The organism is Kineococcus terrestris, assembly GCF_041020755.1.
Taxonomy (GTDB): domain Bacteria; phylum Actinomycetota; class Actinomycetes; order Actinomycetales; family Kineococcaceae; genus Kineococcus; species Kineococcus terrestris.
Genome location: NZ_JBEUEI010000008.1, coordinates 101,779 through 122,732 on the forward strand (window position 1 = coordinate 101,779; position 20,954 = coordinate 122,732).

The following is a 20,954-nucleotide window of genomic DNA, read 5'->3' on the forward strand; positions in this document are numbered from 1 at the left end:
CACGCGGGTCGCCGTCCCGGGCGCGGTGGGCGCTAGCGTGCGCGGCTGACGCCGTTCTTCCCGCACCAGCGACCCCCGGAGACGACCGTGGACGACCGCGAGCCCGCGACGACACCGACGCTGCGCACGACGCTGGGGGCGCTGGCCGCGGACGACCTGGGACTGGTCCTGCCGCACGAGCACCTGTTCGTCGACTTCCGCGCCGCCGACGTCCCGGGTTTCGCGCAGGCGTCGCCGGAGGAGTTCTCCGCCCTCGCCGCTCCCCTGCTCACCGCCGCGGCCGCCGCCGGTGTCACGGCGCTCGTGGAGTGCACACCGCCCGGGCTCGGGCGCCGGGCCGACCTCATCGGCGACGTCAGCCGGGCCACGGGCGTGCCGGTCGCCCTGGCCACGGGCGTCTACCGCGAACCCTGGGTGCCGCGGTGGGTGTACGAGGCGGACGACGCCGCCCTGGAGGACTGGATGGTGCGCGAGCTCGTCGAGGGTGTCGACGACTCCCGGGTGCCGGCCGCGTTCATCAAGGTCTCCGCCGACGAGGAGGAGCTGCGCCCGGTGGAGGAACGGGTCCTGCGGGCCGCCGCGCGGGCCTCGGCCCGCACCGGCGCGCTCGTGGGCACCCACACCACCGGTGGCGCGGTCCTGCTGCGGCAGCTGGAGATCGCCCTCGCGGAGGGGATGTCGCCGGACCGGTTCCTGTCCATCCACACGCAGACCATCCACGACGCCGGTGTGCGGCGGGCCGTGCTCGAGCGGGGCGCGTGGATCGAGTTCGACGACGTCGGCCAGGGCCCCGACGGCACCACCCTGGACCTGGTGCTGACGACCCTGGAGGCGGGGTACGGCGACCAGCTGCTGATCTCCCACGACGCCGGCTGGTTCGACCCGGCCCTGCCCGGCGGGGGCGAACCGCGCCCGTTCACGCACCTGACGGAGTCCTTCCTGCCGGCGCTGCGCGGCGCCGGGGTGGACGAGGGCACGGTCGACCGGCTGTGCCGGCGCAACCCCTTCCGCGCCTTCGCCCGCTGAGCGGCGCGGGTCGCTGAACGGCGTGGGCTACAGCACCGACAGGCCGCTGATCGGCGCCGGGCGCCCGGTCGCCACGCGCAGCAGCGCACCGGCCAGGCCCCGCTCGACGGCCAGGTCGGCGACCAGGTGCAGCGCCTGCCTCGCCGCGCTCGCGGGCACGTCCCCCACCGCGTCCGCCGGCAGGTCCAGCGCGGCGGCCAGGTCGGCGGTGTGCACGCTCAGCTCGACGGTGCGCGTGGGCAGGTAGTCCGCCAGCCGCATGCCGCCCGCGAAGGTCGTCACGACCTCCTCACCGGTGCGGGCGGCGACGAGGTCGAGCACGCGCGCGGCCAGCCCGGCCACGGCGCTCGCGGGGTCCGCGCCCAGCGCCTCACCGGCCTCGCGCCCGCGCTGGGCGACGCCGGGGGCGGCGGCCGCCGCGCTGACCGCCCGGAAGTACTCCGCCGCGGACCCGACCTCGACGACGGGGGCCGGTCGCGCCAGGTACGCCTCGACGGTCGACAGGGAGCGGCTGGTGTGGCCGACGAGGGCGCGCACGTCCCACTCCCCCAGACCCGGCGCGTCCCAGCGGCCGGCGACGAGGGCGGCGGTGCGCACGAACCACGCCGCCGCGTCCCCGAAGGCCCGGCGGGACTCGTCCCACGAGGAGGTCACGGTCGCAGGCTAGGCCCCAGCGGTCGCGCGGCGCCGGGGGTCCGCCGGCGCGGCACCGCGGGCCGCTCCGGCCGTCGCGGCACCGCGGAGGATCCCCCGCCCGCTCCGACGAGCACGCCCGCGACGACGACGGCGCCCAGCGCGATCTCCACGGCGGGGGTGCGGTCCCCCAGCAGCAGCCAGGAGGAGGAGACACCCGCGACGGGCACGAGCATGGAGAACGGCGCCACGACGCCGGAAGGGTGCCGGGCCAGCAGCGACGTCCACAGGCCGGAGCCGAGCAGGGTGGCCAGGACGACGACGTACGCCAGGCCCGCCAGGGCCAGCCAGCCGGTGGTGGACGAGGTGGCCGTGGTCAGCGCGGTGAGGACCCGCTCGGGCCCCTCCAGCGCCAGCGAGGCCGCCGCCACCGGCACCGGGGGCACCACGCTCATCCACAGCACCAGGTGCAGGGGGCGCGGCGGTCGCGCCAGCCGGCTGGACAGGTTGCCCAGCGCCCACCCCAGACCCCCGGCCAGGGTGAGCAGCACCGCGGCCACCGGCGCTCCCCCGTCGGCGGCGGCGCGGTGCAGCGCGATGCCGCCCAGCCCGGCCACCGCCACGAGGACACCGGCCGCCTGCCGGCCGGACAGCCTCTCGCGCAGCAGGAACGCCCCCAGCAGCACCGTGAACGGCGCGGAGGACTGCAGGACGATCGAGGCCAGGCCCGGCGGCATCCCGGCGTCCATCGCGGTGTACAGGAACAGGAACTGCAGCACCCCGAAACCCAGCCCGTACCCGAGCAGCCAGCGCACCGGCACCCGCGGGCGCGGCACGAGCAGGACGGTGGGCACGGCCAGCAGGGCGAAGCGCAGCGCCACCAGCAGCAGCGGCGGGAAGTGCGCGAGGGCGAGCTCGGTGGCGGGGAAGTTCAGCCCCCACAGCACGGCGACGAGGCAGGCGAGGGCGCGGTCACGAGCGGGCACCCGCGCAGCGTCCCGCCCCGACGACCGTGCAGTCCATCACCACTTCCAGCACCGTCCTTTCAGCAGCGCTGAACGGTGGGAGGCTGGGCGGGTGGACGTCGACGCGCTCGCGGCCCTGGCGGCCGTCCGCAGCCAGGGCGGGGTCACCCGCGCCGCCGCCGTGCTGCACGTCAGCCCGTCGGCGGTCTCCCAGCGCCTGGCCGCGCTGACCCGGGCCGCCGGCACGCCCCTGACCGAGCGCGGGGGCCGGCGCCTGCGCCTGACACCGGCCGGTGAGGCGCTGGCCGACGCGGCCGTCGAGGTGGCCGCCGCCCTCGAGCGCGCCCGCACCGCCGCGCGCGACTCCCAGCAGCGGCCGACGGGGCTGGTGCGGGTCTCGGCGTTCGCCAGCGGCGCCGAACTGCTGTTCCCCGGCCTGCTGACCCGCGTGGCGGGGTTCCCCGGTGTGCGGGTGGAGTGCTCCGACGAGGACGTCGCCCTGGACGCGTTCGCCCCGCTGACCGACCGCCTCGACGTCGTCGTCGCCCACCGCCCCGAGACCGCACCGGCCTGGACCGCCCACCCCGCGCAGGTGAGCACCACCCCCCTGCTGCGCGAACCGCTCGACGTGGCGCTCGCGGTGGGCCACCCGCTGGCCGGGCGCAGCGGCCTGGACCCGGGCGACCTCGTCGGCCAGGAGTGGATCGCGGTGCGCGAGGGTTTCCCCGTGGCACCCGTCCTGGACGCGGTCGCCGGCCGCGACGGGCCGGCGCGGATCGTCCAGCGGGTCAACGACTTCCACGTCGTGCTGGCCCTGGTCGCAGCCGGGCACGGGCTGGCGCTGCTGCCCCGGTTCACCTGCGGGCACCACCCCGGGGTGCGCCTGGTACCGCTGACCGGGGTGCGCGCCGGCCGGCTCGTGGAGGCCCTCGTGCGCCCGGACAAGGCCGAACGCCCCGTGGTGCGCCTGGTGCTGGACGAGCTCGCGGCGCTGGCGCGCGAACTGACGCCCGGCGCGTGAGAACGCTTGCACGAGAACTCGAGAGCGCCCGTCGGCGCGCCCGCGGCACACTGCCCGCGTGAGCGACCTGGCCGACCGCCTGGAGGAGTTCCTGCGCGCCCCGCTGGCGGCCGCGTTCTTCGTCGTCGCCGGGTTCGACGGGCTGGACGCGGACGACCTGGCCGACCCGGCCACCGCCAGCACCGTGGCGGCCACCGCGGTGGGTGAGCTGGAGCCGTGGACGGGCGAGGCGGCGCGCGTGCGCGCCCGCGCGGTGGAAGCCGTGCAGGACCTGCGCCCCCTCGTGCGCCGGGTGCTGGGCGACGAGCGCAACGCCTGGTGGGACGCCCCGCTGCGGCGCGAGGCGCAGCTGCACCTGCGCGGGCGCGACGACCGGGCGCCCGACCCCCTCGCGGTGCCGGTGCCGCGGGGGCCGCTGAGCGCGTGGGAGACGTACGCGCAGCGCGGTGAGCACGTGCTGATCACCTCGACCGAGCTGCCCGTGCCGCTGGGGGCGCCGGTCCGCTCGGGCGCGCACGCCGTCCTGGCCCACGGCGGCAGCGACTGGCAGCCGGGGTACCCGGTGCGCCAGCAGCGCCTGCGGGTGGCCGAGCACGCGCGGGTGGCCGAGGTGCACGCGCCCGGCGACTGGCACGCCCTCGTCGCCCGTTGCGGCGACCCGGCCACCCACCCCGGCTCCGACCCGCACCTGGCCGACAGCGGCGAGGTGGACAACGGCCCGGCGCCGACGTGGAGCGCGCTGGCCGCCGACCTGGACGGCGTGCACCTGAGCTTCGCGGGCCTGCTCAGCAGCCTGCACGTGCCCGTCACCTCCGCGGAGGTGGGGACGACGAGCCTGTGGAGCTGGGAGCACGAGGGCACCCACTGGGTCCGCTCGGTCTTCACCGGCGTGAGCGAGCTCGCGGCGCTCGGGCAGCCGCCGGAGGTGGCGGAGCACGCGTCCCCGCGGTGGTGAACCGCCCCTCCCGCGCACTTGCCTGACGGGAAAGTCCGAGCTACTTTCCTGTCAGGCAAGACGCCCTGAGGACGACGGAGGAGGACGAGGACCGTGGACGCACGCGAAGCGGAGACCGCGCTGGAGCAGGCCGCCCAGCGCCGCCGGCAGACCATCGAGGCCGGTACGCGCGGCTGGTCGGCCCGCGCCACCTGGAGCGTGTGCTCCGCCGTGCTGGCCCTCGGCGTCCTCACCGACGCCGACATGATCTGGCTGTGGGTCGTCCTGATGCTCATGGGGGTGGGCGCGGCGTGGCGCACCGGGGTGCGCCTGCGGCCCACGCCCGCCTCGCGCCGCTGGCAGCTGGCGGTGGCCGCCAGCGCGCTGGTCGCGTTCGCCGCGTACGTGCTGTTCCAGTTCCCGGCCCGCGCCCTGGACTGGCCGCTGCCCAACACCGTCGGCGCGATCGGCGCCTGCCTGGTCGTCGTCCTGCTGGTGCGCCCGGTGCAGGCGCGCCTGGCCGCGAGCCTGCGCCCGTGAACCCGGCCCACGGCACCGGGACGACGTCCGAGGCCCCCGAGACCTCCGGGGTCCCCGCCGGGGCGCCGCTGCCCCGCCCGATCGACGAGTTCCTGCACACCCCGGCGCGGCTGAACATCTGCTCCCTGCTCGCGCCCGCGGAGTGGGTGCTGTTCTCCTTCCTGCGCGAGAGCATCGGCACCAGCGACTCGGCGCTGTCCAAGCAGCTGAGCGCCCTGGAGCAGGCCGGGTACGTGGAGGTCCGCAAGGAGCGCTCGGTGCGCCGGCAGACGTCCGTGCGCCTGACCGAGGTCGGGCGCACCGCGTTCGAGGAGTACCTGCGTGGCCTGGAGGACCTGCTGGCCCGCGCTCGCGGCCGCGGCTGACCGGCGTGGACGGACGGGGCCGGAACTGGTGGAACCTCACCCGCACGCGGGGGCACTCCCTCGCCTTCGGGCTGCTGTGGCTGGTGGTGACGCTGCTGCAGGCCAGCCTGCTGACCGGCGGCGGCGCCCCGTGGTGGCGGTGGGCGCTGGTGCTGCTGATGGCAGGTCTGAGCGCGTACTACCTGCTCGCCTGGTGGGTGCGCGGCCAGCGCAAGGACGGCACCGGGAACCGCTGATGGACGCCGCCGGCCACCCGCCGCCGGGGGCCGACCTTGCGCGTCGCTTCTGGCACGAGGCCGTGGACCCCCTGCTGGAGCGGCACCTGCCCGGCCTGGGCTGCGCGGCGGGGCGCCTGGGCACCGGCTCGGACGTGCTCGGCCTGGACGACGCGACCAGCCGCGACCACGACTGGGGACTGCGGCTGACGCTGCTGGTGCCGCCCGGGCGGGAGGGACCCGTCCAGGAGGTCCTGGAGCAGGAACTGCCCGCGACCTTCGCCGGGCACCCCGTCCGCTTCGCGCTCACCGGCGATCCGCGCCCGCGCCACCGCGTCGACGTGACGAACCTGGCGGAGTTCGCCGCCCGCCACCTGGGCACGGGCCCGGACGGGCCGACCGGGCCGCTGGACTGGCTGGCCCTGACCGGGCAGGCCGTGCTGGAGGTCACCGCCGGGCCGGTGTTCCGCGACGACGAGGGCGCCCTGACCCGGCTGCGCGAGCGGTTGCGCTCGTACCCGGAGGACGTGCACCGCTACGCGCTGGCGTGCGACTGGCAGCGCCTGGACCAGGAACTGCCCCTGGTCGGGCGCACCGCCGACGTCGGCGACGACCTCGGCTCGCGCCTGCTGACCGCCCGCCTGGTCCGCGTCGCCGTGCACCTGGGGTTCCTGCTGCACCGGCGCTGGCCGCCGTACGCCAAGTGGGCCGGGACCCTGTTCGCGCGCCTGCCCGTCGCCGCGGCGGTGCTCCCGGCGCTGGAGGACGCCGTGCGCGCCGGCACCGGCCGGGAGCGGCAGGCGGCACTGGGCACCGCGCTGGACGCGCTGCTGGACCTGCAGCGCCGCACGGGCCTGCCCGCTCCCCCGGCGCCGACCGCCGCGACGCTGCCGTTCCACGACCGCCCCCACCGCTGCGTGCACCCGGACCTGGTGCCCCTGCTGCTGGACTCCGTCCAGGACCCGGCCGTGCGGCGCCTGCCCGCCGGGGTGGGCGGTGTGGAGCAGTGGGTCGACGACGTCGACGTCCTCGTCCACCCCGACCGGCGCCGCGCCGTCACCGCCGCCTGGCGCGAGGCCGCCGGCGGGGCGTGAGCGCGCCGACCCGCCCGCCGGTGCCTAGGGTCGCGCTCGTGCACTCCTACGAACCGCGCCACGGGCACGGCCTGGCCCACGACCCGCTGAACTCCATCGTGGCCCCGCGCCCCATCGGCTGGGTGTCCACGCGCTCGGCGGCCGGGGTCGTCAACCTCGCCCCGTACAGCTTCTTCAACCTCTTCAACTACACCCCGCCCGTGGTGGGTTTCGCCAGCACCGGCTGGAAGGACAGCGTCGCCAACGTCCGCGAGACCGGCGAGTTCGTGTGGAACCTGGCCACCGCGGCGCTCGCGGAGCAGATGAACGCCACCTCCGCGCCGGTGCCCGCCGACGTCGACGAGTTCGCCCTCGCCGGCCTCGAACCGGCCCCCTCCACGCTGGTGGCCCCGCCGCGGGTGGCGGCCAGCCCCGCCGCGTTCGAGTGCCGCCTCACCGAGGTCGTGCGCCTGAAGGACGCCGCCGGCCGAGAGGTCGACACCTGGCTGGTCCTGGGCGAGGCCGTCCTGGTCCACCTCGACGAGCGGGTCCTCGTCGACGGCGTGTTCGACCTGCTGGCCGCCGACCCGCTGCTGCGCGCGGGCGGTCCGGGCGACTACTACACCCTCGCCCCCGAGCGGCGCCTGCGGATGCAGCGGCCCGGCGCGTGACCCGCGTCCCCGCACGTGCCGCCCGCACGTGCCGGGCGCGGCTACCGTGACGGCCGTGCCGCTGCTCGGCCCCGACGACCCCCTGCCCCACCGGCCCCGCCGGGTCCTCCTCGCCGGCACCTCCGGCGCGGGCAAGACCACCACCGCCGCGCGGGTGGCCGCGCTGCTCGGCGCGCCCCACGTGGAGATCGACGCGCTGTTCCACGGACCGGGCTGGGTGCCGCGGCCCACCTTCGTCGAGGACGTGCACCGCTTCAGCGCCGGTGAGGCGTGGGTCACCGAGTGGCAGTACGACCAGGTCCTGCAGCACCTGGCCGAGCGCGCCGACCTGCTGGTGCACCTGGACCCGCCGCGCCGCGTCGTCCTGCGCCAGGTGGTGCGCCGCACCCTCGTGCGACGGCTGCGCCGGCAGGAGCTGTGGAACGGCAACGTCGAACCACCCCTGCGCACCTTCTGGACCGACCCCGAGCACGTGGTCCGCTGGTCCTGGAGCACCCACCCCCGTACCGCCGCCCGCGTGGCGGCCCTGCGCCGCGACCGCCCCGACCTGCCGGTCGTCCGGTTGCGCTCGCGCGCCGAGGTGCGCCGGTGGCTGGGCGGTCCGCTGGCCCGCGCCGTCGGCTGACGGCCTGCCCGGACCCCCGGGTTCAGGTCAGCGGCCGCACGGCGGCGACCTCGTACTCGGCCACGGACGCCGCGCGGACCGCGACGCGCTGCTGCTCGTCCGGGCCGCTGCCGCGGAACGCCTCCGCGGCCGCCCGCGAGACCCACCGCTCCAGCACCAGCACGCGGTCCACCCGCAGCGGGTCGGCCGCGACGGCGAACTCCAGGCAGCCGTCCGCGTCCCGGGTCAGGCGCACCACCTCGGCGCACCCGGCCACGTAGTCGTCGCGCCGACCGGGGTCCACGACGAGGTATCCGGCGACGACCACCGCGGTTTCCTGCGCGCCCGCCCCCCGGGCGTCCGGGGCCGCGCCGCTCACCGGTGGCCCGTGCAGTGCTCGTCGGAACCCGCGCCGGCCGGGACGTCGGTGAACGCCCACTGCACCGTGGGGCGGCCGGCGGTGCGGAACTGCCCGCCGCGCACGTCGAACGGCTGCGGCCAGCCGGGCGGAGAGTCCTCCCGCTCCTCCTGGCGCCCGTACGCGGTGCGGTCCAGTCAGCGCAGCACCGCCGCGGTCGCGGCGCGGCTGTGCAGGTGCTCCGGGCGCTGCACGCCGGCGACGAAGAACGTGCACCCCTCGCACTGGCCCTCCGGCGGCTGCCCGTCGTGCCGCACGAGGAAGTACGCCAGCAGCTGCCGCCGCCCCTCCAGCACCTCCAGGAACGGCACCGGCCCGTCCGGGCCCACCAGCAGCTCCTCGCAGGCGGCCGGCCACGCGGCCCGGTCCACGACGGGCGGGGCAGCGGTGGCGGTGACGGGTTCCAGCGGCAGACGGACGGCCACGGTGTCCTCCTCGGGTCGGTGCCCCTGTGACCGGCCCGGCCCGCGGAACTCACCGGCCCGTGGAACCCTGCGCCCGCGTCAGGAGCCGCCGGCCGCCCGCTCGCGCCGGTACCGCGACCACGCCGCCGTGCACGCCGGGCAGCGGCAGCCCAGGTTGCGGTACCCGTTGGCGCTGCCGTGCCGCTCGTCCGCGGGGTCGGCGCGGAACGCCTCCCGCGCCTGCTCGGCCGTGGGGCGGGCCACCGCGACGGCCTCGCCCGCCGCCGCCCGCCACGCCCGCACCGTGGGGTGGCTGACCCCCAGCACCCGCGCGGCCTCCTGCTGGCTCAGGCCCGCCGTCGCGGCCACCGCCTCGCGCCAGTCGCCGAACCCGGCGCGGCGCGCCACCTCGTCGCGGTCGTAGCGCGGCACGTCCCCGTCCCCTCCGGTCGCCGGAGCGGTGCTGCCCCGCCCCCGCGCACACCGTGGCGGACCGCGGGTGCGGGCGCCAGCGGGCTCACCGCCGCCCGGGTCGGCCCGGACGGCCGCCCAGCACGAGCAGGTGGGCGATGACCGCGAACTCCGCGACGGTCGCGGGAACCGTCAGGGCCCCCGACAGCGCAGCCGCCCCGGGCAGCACCTGCGCCAGGACGACGCTGAGCACGTACCCCGCACCGCCGGCCACGAGCAGGTGCCCCAGCGGCCCGGGGCGCCAGCGCGCTCGCAGCACGCACACCCCCATCGGCACCAGCCACAGGCCGAAGAACACCGCGCCCACCCCCCACAGCGCGTCGCTGGCGGTGAAGGCCAGGTGCACCGGGCCGGCGTCCCCACCACCGGCCAGGCGCACCGCCGTGGCGAGGAAGGCGGCGCTGACCAGCACCGCCACCGCGTTCACCAGACCGAACACGGCCGTGGCCGCGGCGGCGAACGGGTCGACCCCGCGGAACAGGCGCCACCACCACAGGGCGGTCAGCGACTGCGTCACCACCAGCCCCAGCTCCAGGACCACCGCCAGCCGTGCCAGCCCCTCGTGCTGGACCACCGCCGACAGCGTCGCGCCGGGGTCGCCCGGGCTGAACAGCAGCGGGCGCAGCAGCAGGAAGGCCGGCACCCCGGCCAGAGCCATCGTCAGGTACAGGACCCCGGTGGTGCGGGCGGTGCGCGTCGACCACGGCGGCGCGTAGCCCTCCCCGGCACCTCCCGGTCCCGCGCGACCGGCGCCCACCGGGGTCACCTCCCCGGGGTGCGGCGGCGCGGGGGTGGACGGACGAGACGGACCGGTCACGGCGGGCTCCTCCCGACAACCTTACGTTGTAAGGAAACCGTACGCTGTCAGGGCCCCCGGGGGAAGGGGCACGGCGACCGCACCGCCGCCGGCAGCACGAGCACGAGCGGGGAGGACCCACCGGTGAGCGCACCCACCGCCCGCGGCACCCTCAGCAGGCAGCGGGTCCTCACCGCGGCGCTCGCCGTCGCCGACGCCGACGGCCTCGCCGCCGTGACGATGCGCCGCGTGGCCGGCGACCTCGGCGTCGAAGCCATGTCGATCTACCACCACGTGCGCGGCAAGGACGCCCTGCTCGACGGTCTCGTCGAAGCCGTCCTGGACGAGGCCGCCGCCGAGCTCACCCGCGCCGGCGACCCGCCGCGGCAGTGGCGCGCCGCGCTGCGGCACCGGTGCCTCAGCGCCCGGGCGGTCATGGTGCGCCACCCCTGGGCGCCCGGGCTGCTCACCTCCCGGCCCGCGGTCCCGCCCAGCGCCTTCGCGTGGTTCGAGGCCGTCCTGGCGATCCTCGTCGGGGGCGGTTTCTCCTACGCCCTGGCCCACCGGGCGCTGCACGCCCTCGGCAGCACCGCCCTGGGCTTCACGCAGGAGCTGTTCACCCCCGCGGCGGCGGGCCCGGCGGGGGACGACCCGGCCGCCGCGTCCGCGCAGGCGCTGGCCGCGCTGTCGCGGATGAGCGACGTCCTGCCGCACACCGCCGCCATGGTCGCCGCCGAGGTCCACGCCCACGACGGCGACGTGCTGGGCTGGTGCGACAGCCGGGCCGAGTTCGAGTTCACGCTCGACCTCCTCCTGGACGGCCTGGAGCGCACCCGCCGGGCGGTGGCGCGCACGTCAGCCGCTCGCGCCTGACGCCTCCCACCGGCTCCGGCCCTGCGCGGCCGGTGGCCGCCCACGCCAGGCGCCGCAGGTAGAACTCCCAGCCGCCGCGCACGTCCTCCGGCCGCAGGTCCGGCCCCAGCAGGTGCGTCAACCGCACCCGGGTCCCCGACCCCTCCGGCGCCACCTCCAGCTCCAGGGGCCACTCGTCCACGACCACCGCGACCGATCGCGGCGGGTCGCACGCACCCACCCGCAGCGCCGAGACCGGTGCGCCCTCCTCGACCGTCAGCCGCAACCGGCCCTCCTGCCCGGCCGACAGCGGCGCCTCCAGCTCCCCCAGCCACGTCGCCAGGTCCGCCGGCGCGTTCAGGAACCGCCACACCACCAGCGCCGGCGCGTCCACCACCCGTTCCACGACCAGCCGCTGCCGCGCGAGGTCCGCCACGCCGGCCAGCGTCCTCGCCACGACCGGGGGTGTCCAGACCCGCACCGGCGCGACGCGTCCGCCGGGAAACTCCCCGCGGCCACCGCGACCGCGCCGCTAGCGTCCCGGCCGCGCGGTCCGGGGGGACCGCGCCACCGCGCAGCCGGGGGGGCGCGCGGTACCGACAGGGGGGAACGACGTGACACCGCACGGCTCCGCGCCGACCACGACCACCACCACGACGACGGCCACGGCCACCACGGGGCCCGCGACCACGGGACCCGCGACCGCGGGGGTGCGCACCAGCCGCCGCCACCTGTTCCGCTGGGCCGCGGCCCTCGGCGGGACCGCCGCCGTCACCGGGTGCGCCGGCAGCGTCTCGCGGGCCGCAGCACCCGCCCGTCCCGAGCGGATCACCGACCCCGCGCAGGCGCTGGACCTGCTGCGCGAGGGCAACCGCCGCTTCAGCGCCGCGCCCGAGCGGCGCACCACCCTCAGCGCGCAGCGCCGCGAGCACCTCGCCGACGGCCAGCACCCCTTCGCCGCCGTGCTGTCCTGCGCGGACTCCCGCGTCCCGCCCGAACTGGTCTTCGACCAGGGCCTGGGTGACCTGTTCGTCGTGCGCACCGCCGGTCACGTCGTCGCCCCGCCCGTCCTGGGCAGCCTGCAGTACGCCGTCGAGCACCTGCACGTGCCGCTCGTCCTCGTCCTCGGTCACACCGGCTGCGGCGCCGTGAGCGCGACCCTGGACGCGGTCCGCGGCGCCTCGGCCCCCACCGGCACCGCCGTCGACTCCCTCGTCGACGCGATCCGGCCGGCGGCCGAGCGGGCCCTGGACGGACCCGACACCGACCGCCACCTGCCCGACGCCGTGCGCTTCAACGTCAGCGCGGGCGTCGACGCCCTGGCGCAGGACCCGGTGCTCGCGCGGGCGGCCGGCGGCGGGCACCTGCGCGTCGCCGGCGCCACCTACGACCTGCGCGAGGGCACCGTCACCCTCCTGTGAGCGGCTCCCGCAGCTCCGCCGCCCGCGACCGCAGCAGCTCGGCCAGCTCCACCGACTCCCCGTCCCGGGCCCCGCGCCCCACCTGCAGCGGCGGGTCCGACGGCGACAGGCGCACCCCCAGCAGCAGGGCCCGCGCGCTGGGCGCCACCGCCAGCACGTAGTACGACCCGTCCTCACCCACACCCAGGGAGCCGTTCCGCTTCAGGTACCAGCCCGTCAGCCCGGTGCGGTAGCGGGCGCGGCCGGCGCTCGCGAGCAGCGGCCCGGGCGGAACCCCGGCCGCGCGCAGGTCGTCCGTGAACCCCCGCAGCAGCGCGCGGGCGCGCTCGTGCTCCTGCTGCCGGGTGCACTCGGCGGCCCGGCCGTGCGCCAGGGCCGCCTCGCGCCGCTGCTCGCGCCAGCGGGCCCGCTCGTCCACGCGACGAGCCTACGCGGGGGCAGCCCGCCCGGACGCGCCGCCGGAGCGCTGCTCGCGCCAGCGCTCGCGGGTCAGCCGGTGCAGCACGTGCGGGCGCAGCCGGTGCCCCGCCGGCAGGGCGGGGTGCTCGAACCGCCCGTCGGCGGCCATGCCGAGGCGGACCATCACCGCCTGCGACCGCGCGTTGGTGACGGCGGTGAAGGAGACCACCTCGGCCAGGCCGGCCTCCTCGAACGCCACCCGCAGGGCCTCCTCGCCCGCCTCGGTGGCGTACCCGTGGCCCCACGCCCAGCGGGCCAGGCGCCAGCCCACCTCCACGCACGGGGTGAAGCGCGCCTCGAACCGCGGCACCGACAGGCCCGCGAACCCGGCGAAACCCCGCCGGCCCGCGGCGGAGCCCGCGGGGTCGACGACCTCGACCGCCCACAGGCCCCACCCGCGCTCGGCGATCCCCGCGTCGGCCCGGGCCGCCAGCGCGTCGCTGTCCGCCCGCCCCAGCGGCGCGGGGAAGTGCTCCACCACCTCCGGGTCGGCGTTCAGCCGCGCGAACGGCGCCAGGTCCTCCTCGCGCCAGCGGCGCAGCAGCAGCCGCGCCGTGCGCCGCTCCCCCGCCGGCACGTCCGGACCGCCGGGTCCGGGGCTCAGTCCTCGACCTCGATCTGCACGCGCAGCACCTGCTCGGCCTCCGGGCCGATCAGCTGCGAGCGGATCCGCTCGTGCTCGGGGTCGCTGTCGTAGCGGTGGTAGGCGGCCGCGTCCACGAGGTCCACGACGATGCCGTAGTCGCCGTTGCCGTCCCGCAGCCCCGCGTCCAGCCGGGCGTGGGCGCGCACCAGCCCCTCCAGGCGCAGCGCCTCGATGCCCGCCAGGCCCTCGCGCACCCGGTCCAGGTCCGCACCCGGCTTCAGCCGCCCCGTCACGACGTTCCTGATCACTGCCGTCCCCCTCCTCGTCGCCGACCGGCCCCCACGGGCCGCGTCGTCCCGCTCACCGGCGCTGCGCCCACCACCCGGTCAGGACGCCGGACGCGCGTTGACCTCCACCGCCAGCACCGCCACGTCGTCCGCCGCTCCCGCCGCGGCGCCCAGGGTCGACAGCAGGTGCTCGCACAGGGCGTCCGGGTCCACCGGCCCCGCGGCGACCGCCGCCCGCACCCGCTCCAGCCCCACCGACAGCACCTCACCGCGCCGCTCCACCAGACCGTCGGTGTACCCCACCACCAGCGACCCCTCCGGCAGGTCCACCGCGGCGCTGGCGCGACCACCCGCCTGCACCCCCAGCAGCAGGTCCGCCGCCTCCGACAGCACCCGCACCACCCCGTCGGGCGTGCGCACCAGCAGCGGCGGGTGCCCGGCGCTGGAGTGCTCCAGCCGCCACCCCCCGCCCGGGCGCGGGCTCAGCCGCGCGTACGCCAGCGTCGCCATCGTCGGGATCCCCAGCCCCAGCAGCAGGTCGTCCACCCGCTCCAGCACCCGCGCCGGGGAGCGGTCGGCGAACTGCCACGCGCTGGCCCGCAGCAGCCCCCGCAGGTGGCCCATCGCCGCCGCCGCCAGCACGTCGTGACCCACCACGTCACCGACCGCCAGGCCCACCGCCCCGCCGGGCAGCGGCACCAGCTCGTAGAAGTCCCCGCCCACCTGCGCGCCCGACGTCGCCGCCCGGTACCGCGCCGCCGCCCGCAGCCCCGGCACCACCGGCAGCGCCGGCAGCAGGCTCGCCTGCAGCGTCTCGGCGATCTCGTGCTGCTGCTCGTACAGCCGCGCGTTGTCCAGGATCAGCCCCGCCCGCCGCGCCAGGTCCCCCGCCACCCGGCGGTCCCCCGCGCCCAGCGCGGGCGCGTCGCCGTCGCGCAGCAGCACCAGCACGTCCCGGGTGCGCTCGCGCCCCACCAGCGGCACCACCAGCGCCGAGCGGGCCCCCAGCGCGGCCGCCACCCCCGCGTGCTCGGCCGGCTCACCGCCCGCCGGGCGCTCGCGCAGCACCTCCCGCACCCGCCGCACCGACGCCTCCGGCCAGCCCGCCGCCGGCGCCACCGCGTCGCGCCCGTCCGCCGCCAGCACCAGCGCGCGGTCCGCCAGCACCGGCACCACCAGGTCGGCCAGCGCCCGCAGGCACTCGGCCACCCCCAGCGCGCCCGCCAGCCGCGTCGTCGCCCCCGCCAGCAGCTCCAGGCGCGCCCGCGCCCGCTCCGCCGACGCCCGCGACGCCTCCGCCTCGGCCCGCGCCACCTCCGCGTCCCGGCGCGCCCGGCGCTCCGCCGCCAGCGCCCGGTCGCGCTCCTGACCGGCCACCACCCGCTCCGTCACGTCCAGCTGGATGCCGACGTAGTGGGTCACCGTCCCCGCCCCGTCGCGCACCGGGCTCAGCGCCAGCTCGTTCCAGAACGCGCTGCCGTCCTTGCGGTAGTTCAGCAGCGTCACCGACCCGTCCCGGCCCGCGCGGATCGTCTCGCGCACCTCCCGCGGCGCCGTCGGGTCCGTCCCCGGACCCTGCAGGAAGCGGCAGTTGCGGCCCACGACCTCCTCGAACGCGTACCCCGTCGTCACCGTGAACGCCGGGTTCACCCACACCAGCGGCATGTCCGGCGTCTGCGCGTCCGCCACCGTGAACGACAGGGCCGTCGCCAGCACCGCCCGGTCGCGCAACCGCGACCCCTCGTCCTCGCCCGGCGAGACCACCTCCACCGGCAGCAGCGTCACCAGCACCCGACGGTGCAGCCCGGGCGTGCCCTCCAGCGGCACCGCCACCACCCAGCGCTGCTGCACGTCCGGGCCCACCGCGACCACCGCACCGCCCACGGCCCGCCCCCGCGCCGCCAGCGCCAGCGGGTCCCGCCCCGGCGGGCACGGCGCCCCGTCCGGCGCCCGCAACCGCACCGCCGCGGACCACTCGCCCACCGCCACCGGCAGCCGCGCCCCGGGAGCCAGGTCCGCCGCGGCCGCGTTGGCGTGCACCACCGCACCCGTCTCGGTGTCCACGACGACCACGGCCGCGCGCTCGCTGACCACGCGCGCCACGTCGCGCGCACCACCCCCGGTGCTGGAGGTCGCCTCGACCACGAACCCTCCCCAGCACCCGAGGGCGTCCGCCTGCCGGACGGCCCGGCGGACGAGCCTAGGCGCAGGTCCGTGGCTACGGTGGCCCGGGTGAGCACCGCTGCCCGAGCCGCCGACGCCGCCTGCCGCGCCTACCAGCGCCACCTGTCGCCCCGCAAGCGGTGGGCCTGCGCCCACCGCGTCCACCACGGCGGGGACTCCTGCTCCGGCGCCGTGCGCACCCTCCTGCTCCAGCGCGGCCTGCTCGGGGCGCTCGCCCCCACCGCCGGGCGCTTCCTGGCCTGCTACCGCGCCGCCGCCGCGCTGCGGGCCCTCGGCGCCGTCCCCGGCCCGGCCATGGCCGGCGGTGTGCAGGGGGTCTGCTGCTGCGGGCCGATCCCCATCCCCTTCCGCTTCTGAGCCTCCCGCTCCTGAGCCCCGCCGGGCCGGGCGGGCGACCGACCTCCCGCGCCCTCCTCTAGGGTCGGCGGGCGAGACGCCCCGCACGACGACGAACGGGAGGGCCGGCATGAGCCCCACGGGCAGCACCCACACGATCGAGCCGCGCTACTCGCGCACGTGGCTGCTGGTGGCGGCGACCCGCCCCGACACCTTCGACCGGCTGGCCGCCTCCAAGGCCGACGAGGTCGTCCTCGACGTCGAGGACGCCGTCGACCCCACCCGCAAGGACTCCGCCCGCGCCGACGTCGTGGAGTGGCTGCGCGGCGGCGGGCGCGCGTGGGTGCGCATCAACGACCGCGAGTCCTCGCACTGGCAGGCCGACGTCGACCAGCTGCGCGGCGTGCCCGGGCTCAAGGGCGTCATGCTCGCCAAGGCCGAGTCAGGTCGGCAGGTGGAGGACACCTACACCGCCCTGGGCAGCGAGCTGCCCGTCCTGGCGCTCGTGGAGTCCGCGCTGGGCATCGAGGACGCCCGCGACATCGCCACCGCCCGCGGCGCCTTCCGCCTGGCCTTCGGCAGCGGCGACTACCGCCGCGACACCGGCGCCAGCGCCGACGACATCGCCATGGCCTACCCCCGCAGCCGGCTCGTCACCGCCAGCCGCATCGGCGGCCTGCCCGGCCCCATCGACGGGCCCACCGTCGGCGGCAGCCTGCCCACCCTGCGCGAGAACTCCCACATGGCCGTCTCCCTGGGCCTCATGGGCAAGCTGTGCCTGGACGCCGAGCAGGCGCCCGTCATCAACGAGGTGATGAGCCCCACCGGCACCGACTTCAGCTGGGCCCTCGGCGTCCTGCGCGACTTCGAGGACAGCGGCGGCGTCGTCCGCGACGGCAGCGACCTGCCGCGCATCGGCCGGGCGCGGCGCATCAAGGAGCTCGCCGAGGCCTTCGCGGTGGCACCCGCCTGAGAACGTCCCACCCCTGGCGCACCGTCCCACCACCGCCGTACAGTGGGACGGTGCCCTCCTCGTACACCGTGCGCCTGGACGCCAAGCGGCGCCCGACGCTGCCCGCGGAACTGCTCGCCGCCGTGGACGCCCGGCCCGGCAGCGAGCTCGTCGCGACCGTCGAGGACGGGCGCATCGTCCTGGAGACCCGCGAGGCCCTCATGGAACGCCTGCGCGCCAAGCACGCCGCCCGCCCCGGCGAGCAGGACGTGCCCCAGGTCGAGGACGACGACCACGGCACGACGAACACCCCCGACCCCCTGCCGGCCCACGTCCTCACCAGCGACCCGGCCGCCCTCGCCCGCCAGTTCGACGCGCTGTACGGCGGCGCCCACAGCGCCGCGTGAGCACCCAGAGCATCGCGCAGGCCGGATTCCTCCTCGACACCTCCGCCGTCCTGTCCTGGCTGGACCCGGCCGGTGAGCCCGAGCACGCCCGCCGCCGCCTCGACGTCCTCTTCGGCGCCCACCGGCCCGCCGGGTTCCCGCCCGTGCACGTCACCGCCCCCACCCTCGCCGAGGTCGTCCACGTGCGCGCCCACCGCACCCGCACGCCGACCGCGGGCGCGGCGCTCGCCGAGGACCTGGAGCAGCTGGGCATCCGCGTCCTGGACTGGCGCAGCGGCTTCCTCACCGAGCTGCCCGCCGTCCACGCCGCCGAGCAGGCCTCCGTCCTCTACCCGCTGCGCTCCTTCACCCTCGCCGACGAGCTCGTGCTGGCCGCCGCCCGGCACCTGGGCCTGACGGTCGTCACGACGGACCAGTTCTGGTGGTCCGCCCCCGACCTGGGCGTCAGCCTGTTCAACTACCGGGCGTGAGGCCCGGCGCGCCGGCCGGCAGGTAGGGCGACAGGAACCCGCACATCCCCAGCAGGGGCTCCTCGCGGCGCGGCAGCCCGGTCACGACGGCCCGGCGCAGGTGCGCGGCGTCGCCGGCGGCCAGCGCGTCCAGCTGCTCGTGCGTGGCGCGCACCGCGGCGGCGGCGCCCTCCTCGACGCGCCGGCGGAACTCGTCGACCCGGTGGCGCACCAGGGCCGCGGCCGCCGCGTGGAAGTCGGCCAGCGCGGAGGCGTCGCCCTCGCGGGTGCGGCGCAGGACCTCCGCGTACCCCTCGACCGCGAGGTCCCGGCGGGCCCGCGCCCGCTCCGGCGACGGGGTGCCGTCCGGGCCGGTCAGCGAGGCCGCCGCCGCGTACGCCTCCGGGCTCACCAGGTGCTCGGGCGGGAACGTCATGACGGCGTCCCCGGCCTCCGGCAGGCCGCTGTTCTGCATGACGACGACGACCTCGAGGTCGCCGGCGTTCACGGCGCGGTGCACGGTGCCCGGCGTGAACCACACCACGTCACCGGGGCGCAGCTCGCGCTCCTGCGGGCCGTCGGCCGTCAGGGTGTGCAGCTCGCCGCGGCCGCCGACGACCACGTAGCACTCGGTGCAGGCGGTGTGGACGTGCGGCGAACCGCCGTGCAGGCCGTCGACGCTCCGCCACGGGTACACCGCCAGGCGGCTGATGCCGACCGCCCCCGGCAGCTCCGGCACGGGGACGCTCACAGCGCGAACTCCGCCGCCCGCGCCTCGACCTGCTCGCGGTCCCAGGCCCCGTCCCCCACGACGACGCGGTGGCGCAGCGACAGGACCTCCCCCGGCTCCAGGCGCACCACCTCGGAGAACGCGAACGAGGGCGCGACCGCCGCGAACGGCTCGCTGCGCACGAACCAGCGCAGCGGCACCGGCGCGGAGGACGAGCCCGCGAGGAACAGCAGCGTGCCGCGGCCGTCGACCTCGTCGTGCTCGCCGCTGAACGCCAGCCACGGGCCGCTCGTACCCATGGCCGCCTCCCCCGCGACGCCCGGCGCCGTGACGGCACCACCGCGCCAGCCGCGCGGCCCGCGCCAGAACAGCCCCGTGTACCCGGCGTCCGGCCGGCCGTTGGTCGTGGGACTGCCCAGCTCCAGCGCCTCGCCGCGCGCGTTGCGCACCTCGGTGGCGAAGTCCAGGACCCACAGGCCGCGCTCGGTGTCCACGCCGTGGAAGCGCCACCGCCGGCGCTCCTGCGCCCACTCCTCGTCCGCCGCGCTGCGCCACGTCAGCCGCTCGGCGACGACCACCTCGTCGCCGGAGACCTCCAGCGCCTCGAACCCCTCGTGGCGCATCGACCCCACGTTGTCCAGCGGCACGTACCCGCGGCCGTGCACGTACGTCCCACCGCCCCACAGGTTCTGCCCCGACACGTCGGTGGCCGTCATCTGCAGCCCCTTGTGCCAGCGGTGGTCGTTGGGCCGGAAACCCGTCACGACGGCCCCCGCGAGCGTGCGCAGCGGGTGCAGGTAGGGCTTGCGGGACTCCACGGCGGCGAAGTCGCCGTCGTGCACGTAGGTGGCGACGTCCACGCCGGCGGCCCGGACGGTCAGGCGCCCGGGGACGCTGCGGTCCACGGTCACGAGCGCGGTCCCTGCGGCGGTGGTCGACACGGCGGTGTACTCCCTCGTACGGCGGAAAGCGCTTGCCCGAGTGTGTCGTGGTGCCTCTCGGCGGTCAATGCTGCGTTTCGGGTGTCTTTTGTTGTTGTCCGTTATGGCTATAGTATGTGAACGTACACGGTGGTCGGTCGTGGTGACTCCACGGAAACCTCCCGCACCCGCAGCTGCCGCACGGCAGGAAGCCGGTGGACGTCTCGCCGGTCTCCCCCGACGACCGTGCTGAACGGTGCGGACCACCACTCTCCGGTCCCGATCCCGATCCCGGTCCTCGACGAGCCTCCGTACCGGCCTGGACGAACTCAGCTGCCCGTCGCGCTGCGGGCCGTCCTCCACCCGCCGGCACGGGCAGCTCTTCTTGGTTCTGTTCTCACCCGACACCGTTCGAGTCGCTTAAGGCTATAGTATTTGGAGACTACTCGTCCCAGGCGGTCTCCGGCTGTTCGCAGGTCTCCCGGAAGACCCACTGCGAGGGCCGCTTGCGCTGGTGGCTGCTCCAGTCGATCGCGGGGCGCCGCTGCTCGGGCGGGACGTGGCCGATGCGGTAGACCGCCATCAGCTCCAGGTCGTCCGGCACGCGCAGCAGCTCCACCAGCTGCGCCCACGCCCCCGGCACCTCCATGGGGAACGAGACGAACTGGATGCCCAGGCCCAGCTGCGTCGTCGTCAGCCAGACGTTCTCCACCGCCGCGCCCATGCTGAACAGCGAGTAGAACTCCGACAGCTCCCCCGGCCGCTTCTCGGCCCGGTCGAGCATGACGCCCAGCAGCAGCGGCGAGCCGGCGACGAGCCGGCGGTTCTCCTCCCCCAGCGTCTGCGGCACCCGCAGCGCGTTGACCAGCCGCTGCCCCCGCGGGGTGAACACTTGCCGCGTGAAGGGGCGCAGCGGCGCCGGCATCCGGTCGAACAGCATCCCCGAGCGGGTGCGCTCCATCTCCTCGGCGCTGAAGCGGAACCAGCGCTTGTAGCGCTCGAAGAAGGTCCCGTTGGACATCGCCTCGGTCATGCTGGCGCCGCTGATCTCGGCCACCCGCTCGATCGTCGCGCGGTCCTCCACGAACACGAACCGCCACGGCTGGGAGTTCAGCTGCGACGGCGCGCGCCCGGCGACCTCGGCGAGCAGCCGCTGGTCCTCCCGCGAGACCGGGTCCGGCAGGAACGGGCCGTTGGTCGTGCGGCGGCGCCGGACCGCCTCCAGGAGCTCCACC

Annotated in this window: 29 protein-coding genes; 15 read left to right on the forward strand and 14 right to left on the reverse strand. The window is 77.2% G+C overall.

Features of this window, described 5'->3' with window-relative positions; translation table 11 throughout:
• The first annotated feature begins 87 nt into the window (after positions 1-87).
• The gene (locus AB8M62_RS07115; protein ID WP_369069078.1) at positions 88-1,026 is read left to right on the forward strand and encodes a phosphotriesterase family protein; all 939 of its coding nucleotides are present in this window, start codon (positions 88-90) and stop codon (positions 1,024-1,026) included.
• A 27-nt stretch (positions 1,027-1,053) separates the two neighbouring features.
• Here AB8M62_RS07115 and AB8M62_RS07120 read toward each other — a convergent pair whose 3' ends face one another.
• Entirely contained in the window at positions 1,054-1,680 is a 627-nt protein-coding gene (locus tag AB8M62_RS07120; RefSeq protein WP_369069079.1) for a maleylpyruvate isomerase N-terminal domain-containing protein, read from the reverse strand.
• A complete protein-coding gene (locus tag AB8M62_RS07125; RefSeq protein WP_369069080.1) occupies positions 1,677-2,645 on the reverse strand; it encodes an EamA family transporter in 969 nt (322 codons plus the stop codon). The genes AB8M62_RS07120 and AB8M62_RS07125 overlap by 4 nt, the downstream gene beginning before the upstream one ends.
• Before the next feature lie 91 nt (positions 2,646-2,736).
• On the opposite strand from AB8M62_RS07125, the gene AB8M62_RS07130 reads away from it, so the two are divergent.
• From AB8M62_RS07130 to AB8M62_RS07165, 8 genes are all read left to right on the forward strand, one after another.
• A complete protein-coding gene (locus AB8M62_RS07130; protein WP_369054612.1) occupies positions 2,737-3,645 on the forward strand; it encodes a LysR family transcriptional regulator in 909 nt (302 codons plus the stop codon).
• A gap of 58 nt (positions 3,646-3,703) precedes the next feature.
• Positions 3,704-4,600 (forward strand): hypothetical protein, encoded by an 897-nt coding sequence (locus AB8M62_RS07135; RefSeq protein ID WP_369069081.1) that lies wholly within the window; start codon positions 3,704-3,706, stop codon positions 4,598-4,600.
• A 93-nt stretch (positions 4,601-4,693) separates the two neighbouring features.
• Complete coding sequence (locus AB8M62_RS07140) at positions 4,694-5,119, forward strand: hypothetical protein (RefSeq protein ID WP_369054615.1); 426 nt, start codon at positions 4,694-4,696, stop codon at positions 5,117-5,119.
• Positions 5,116-5,484: a winged helix-turn-helix domain-containing protein gene (locus tag AB8M62_RS07145; protein WP_373694874.1), complete on the forward strand. Its 369-nt coding sequence runs from the start codon at positions 5,116-5,118 to the stop codon at positions 5,482-5,484. Before AB8M62_RS07140 ends, AB8M62_RS07145 begins: the two co-directional genes overlap by 4 nt.
• 5 nt (positions 5,485-5,489) lie before the next feature.
• Complete coding sequence (locus AB8M62_RS07150; protein WP_369069082.1) at positions 5,490-5,720, forward strand: hypothetical protein; 231 nt, start codon at positions 5,490-5,492, stop codon at positions 5,718-5,720.
• Complete coding sequence (locus AB8M62_RS07155; RefSeq protein WP_369069083.1) at positions 5,720-6,793, forward strand: DUF4037 domain-containing protein; 1,074 nt, start codon at positions 5,720-5,722, stop codon at positions 6,791-6,793. Before AB8M62_RS07150 ends, AB8M62_RS07155 begins: the two co-directional genes overlap by 1 nt.
• Positions 6,794-6,831: 38 nt before the next feature.
• Positions 6,832-7,443, forward strand: coding sequence for a flavin reductase family protein (locus AB8M62_RS07160; protein ID WP_369054620.1), 612 nt, complete (start codon positions 6,832-6,834; stop codon positions 7,441-7,443).
• Positions 7,444-7,504: 61 nt separating this feature from the next.
• Positions 7,505-8,068 (forward strand): P-loop NTPase family protein, encoded by a 564-nt coding sequence (locus tag AB8M62_RS07165; RefSeq protein ID WP_369069106.1) that lies wholly within the window; start codon positions 7,505-7,507, stop codon positions 8,066-8,068.
• A gap of 22 nt (positions 8,069-8,090) precedes the next feature.
• Here the strand turns inward: AB8M62_RS07165 and AB8M62_RS07170 are convergent, their stop codons facing one another.
• The 4 genes from AB8M62_RS07170 to AB8M62_RS07185 form a co-directional block, all read right to left on the reverse strand.
• Positions 8,091-8,375, reverse strand: a complete 285-nt coding sequence (locus AB8M62_RS07170; RefSeq protein WP_369069084.1) for a putative quinol monooxygenase — start codon at positions 8,373-8,375, stop codon at positions 8,091-8,093.
• A gap of 227 nt (positions 8,376-8,602) precedes the next feature.
• Positions 8,603-8,890 carry a DUF899 family protein gene (locus tag AB8M62_RS07175; RefSeq protein ID WP_369069085.1) on the reverse strand — a complete coding sequence of 96 codons (288 nt, stop codon included), beginning with the start codon at positions 8,888-8,890 and terminating at the stop codon, positions 8,603-8,605.
• A gap of 78 nt (positions 8,891-8,968) precedes the next feature.
• The gene (locus AB8M62_RS07180) at positions 8,969-9,301 is read right to left on the reverse strand and encodes a helix-turn-helix domain-containing protein (RefSeq protein ID WP_369069086.1); all 333 of its coding nucleotides are present in this window, start codon (positions 9,299-9,301) and stop codon (positions 8,969-8,971) included.
• A gap of 85 nt (positions 9,302-9,386) precedes the next feature.
• On the reverse strand, positions 9,387-10,097 hold the full coding sequence (locus tag AB8M62_RS07185; protein WP_369069087.1) for a DUF4386 domain-containing protein: 711 nt from the start codon (positions 10,095-10,097) through the stop codon (positions 9,387-9,389).
• A gap of 183 nt (positions 10,098-10,280) precedes the next feature.
• Between AB8M62_RS07185 and AB8M62_RS07190 the strand changes: the two genes are divergently transcribed.
• A complete protein-coding gene (locus AB8M62_RS07190) occupies positions 10,281-11,009 on the forward strand; it encodes a TetR/AcrR family transcriptional regulator (protein ID WP_369069088.1) in 729 nt (242 codons plus the stop codon).
• Here the strand turns inward: AB8M62_RS07190 and AB8M62_RS07195 are convergent.
• Positions 10,933-11,445: an SRPBCC domain-containing protein gene (locus AB8M62_RS07195; RefSeq protein ID WP_369069090.1), complete on the reverse strand. Its 513-nt coding sequence runs from the start codon at positions 11,443-11,445 to the stop codon at positions 10,933-10,935. The two genes, AB8M62_RS07190 and AB8M62_RS07195, sit on opposite strands and share 77 nt — an antisense overlap.
• 157 nt (positions 11,446-11,602) lie before the next feature.
• On the opposite strand from AB8M62_RS07195, the gene AB8M62_RS07200 reads away from it, so the two are divergent.
• Positions 11,603-12,409 carry a carbonic anhydrase gene (locus AB8M62_RS07200; RefSeq protein WP_369069092.1) on the forward strand — a complete coding sequence of 269 codons (807 nt, stop codon included), beginning with the start codon at positions 11,603-11,605 and terminating at the stop codon, positions 12,407-12,409.
• On the opposite strand, the gene AB8M62_RS07205 is transcribed toward AB8M62_RS07200, so the two are convergent.
• From AB8M62_RS07205 to AB8M62_RS07220, 4 genes are all read right to left on the reverse strand, one after another.
• On the reverse strand, positions 12,396-12,827 hold the full coding sequence (locus AB8M62_RS07205) for a hypothetical protein (RefSeq protein ID WP_369069093.1): 432 nt from the start codon (positions 12,825-12,827) through the stop codon (positions 12,396-12,398). The genes AB8M62_RS07200 and AB8M62_RS07205 overlap by 14 nt on opposite strands.
• A gap of 9 nt (positions 12,828-12,836) precedes the next feature.
• Positions 12,837-13,445: a GNAT family N-acetyltransferase gene (locus tag AB8M62_RS07210; protein ID WP_369069094.1), complete on the reverse strand. Its 609-nt coding sequence runs from the start codon at positions 13,443-13,445 to the stop codon at positions 12,837-12,839.
• 23 nt (positions 13,446-13,468) lie between these two features.
• Complete coding sequence (locus AB8M62_RS07215; RefSeq protein WP_369054633.1) at positions 13,469-13,762, reverse strand: Dabb family protein; 294 nt, start codon at positions 13,760-13,762, stop codon at positions 13,469-13,471.
• Positions 13,763-13,840: 78 nt separating this feature from the next.
• Positions 13,841-15,886, reverse strand: coding sequence for a SpoIIE family protein phosphatase (locus tag AB8M62_RS07220; RefSeq protein WP_369069095.1), 2,046 nt, complete (start codon positions 15,884-15,886; stop codon positions 13,841-13,843).
• Positions 15,887-15,973: 87 nt separating this feature from the next.
• Between AB8M62_RS07220 and yidD the strand changes: the two genes are divergently transcribed.
• The 4 genes from yidD (at position 15,974) to AB8M62_RS07240 (ending at position 18,090) form a co-directional block, all read left to right on the forward strand.
• Positions 15,974-16,282, forward strand: coding sequence for a membrane protein insertion efficiency factor YidD (yidD, locus tag AB8M62_RS07225; RefSeq protein WP_369054635.1), 309 nt, complete (start codon positions 15,974-15,976; stop codon positions 16,280-16,282).
• A gap of 109 nt (positions 16,283-16,391) precedes the next feature.
• Complete coding sequence (locus AB8M62_RS07230; RefSeq protein WP_369054636.1) at positions 16,392-17,234, forward strand: HpcH/HpaI aldolase/citrate lyase family protein; 843 nt, start codon at positions 16,392-16,394, stop codon at positions 17,232-17,234.
• A gap of 50 nt (positions 17,235-17,284) precedes the next feature.
• Positions 17,285-17,620 (forward strand): AbrB/MazE/SpoVT family DNA-binding domain-containing protein, encoded by a 336-nt coding sequence (locus AB8M62_RS07235; RefSeq protein WP_369069096.1) that lies wholly within the window; start codon positions 17,285-17,287, stop codon positions 17,618-17,620.
• Entirely contained in the window at positions 17,617-18,090 is a 474-nt protein-coding gene (locus AB8M62_RS07240; RefSeq protein WP_369054639.1) for a PIN domain-containing protein, read from the forward strand. Before AB8M62_RS07235 ends, AB8M62_RS07240 begins: the two co-directional genes overlap by 4 nt.
• Here AB8M62_RS07240 and AB8M62_RS07245 read toward each other — a convergent pair.
• The 3 genes from AB8M62_RS07245 to AB8M62_RS07255 all read right to left on the reverse strand — a co-directional run bounded on the left by AB8M62_RS07245 (position 18,074) and on the right by AB8M62_RS07255 (position 20,953).
• Positions 18,074-18,820 (reverse strand): cupin domain-containing protein, encoded by a 747-nt coding sequence (locus tag AB8M62_RS07245; RefSeq protein WP_369069097.1) that lies wholly within the window; start codon positions 18,818-18,820, stop codon positions 18,074-18,076. The genes AB8M62_RS07240 and AB8M62_RS07245 overlap by 17 nt on opposite strands.
• Positions 18,817-19,704, reverse strand: coding sequence for a DUF6807 domain-containing protein (locus AB8M62_RS07250; RefSeq protein ID WP_369069098.1), 888 nt, complete (start codon positions 19,702-19,704; stop codon positions 18,817-18,819). Before AB8M62_RS07250 ends, AB8M62_RS07245 begins: the two co-directional genes overlap by 4 nt.
• 457 nt (positions 19,705-20,161) lie before the next feature.
• Positions 20,162-20,953, reverse strand: coding sequence for a nitroreductase family protein (locus tag AB8M62_RS07255; RefSeq protein ID WP_369054644.1), 792 nt, complete (start codon positions 20,951-20,953; stop codon positions 20,162-20,164).
• Between the last annotated feature and the right edge of the window lies 1 nt (position 20,954).

Bases quoted from the DNA above. Each gene is read 5' to 3' on its own strand.
- AB8M62_RS07230 (WP_369054636.1), top strand. From the start codon at position 16,392: ATGAGCCCCACGGGCAGCACCCACACGATCGAGCCGCGCTACTCGCGC.
- AB8M62_RS07155 (WP_369069083.1), top strand. From the start codon at position 5,720: ATGGACGCCGCCGGCCACCCGCCGCCGGGGGCCGACCTTGCGCGTCGC.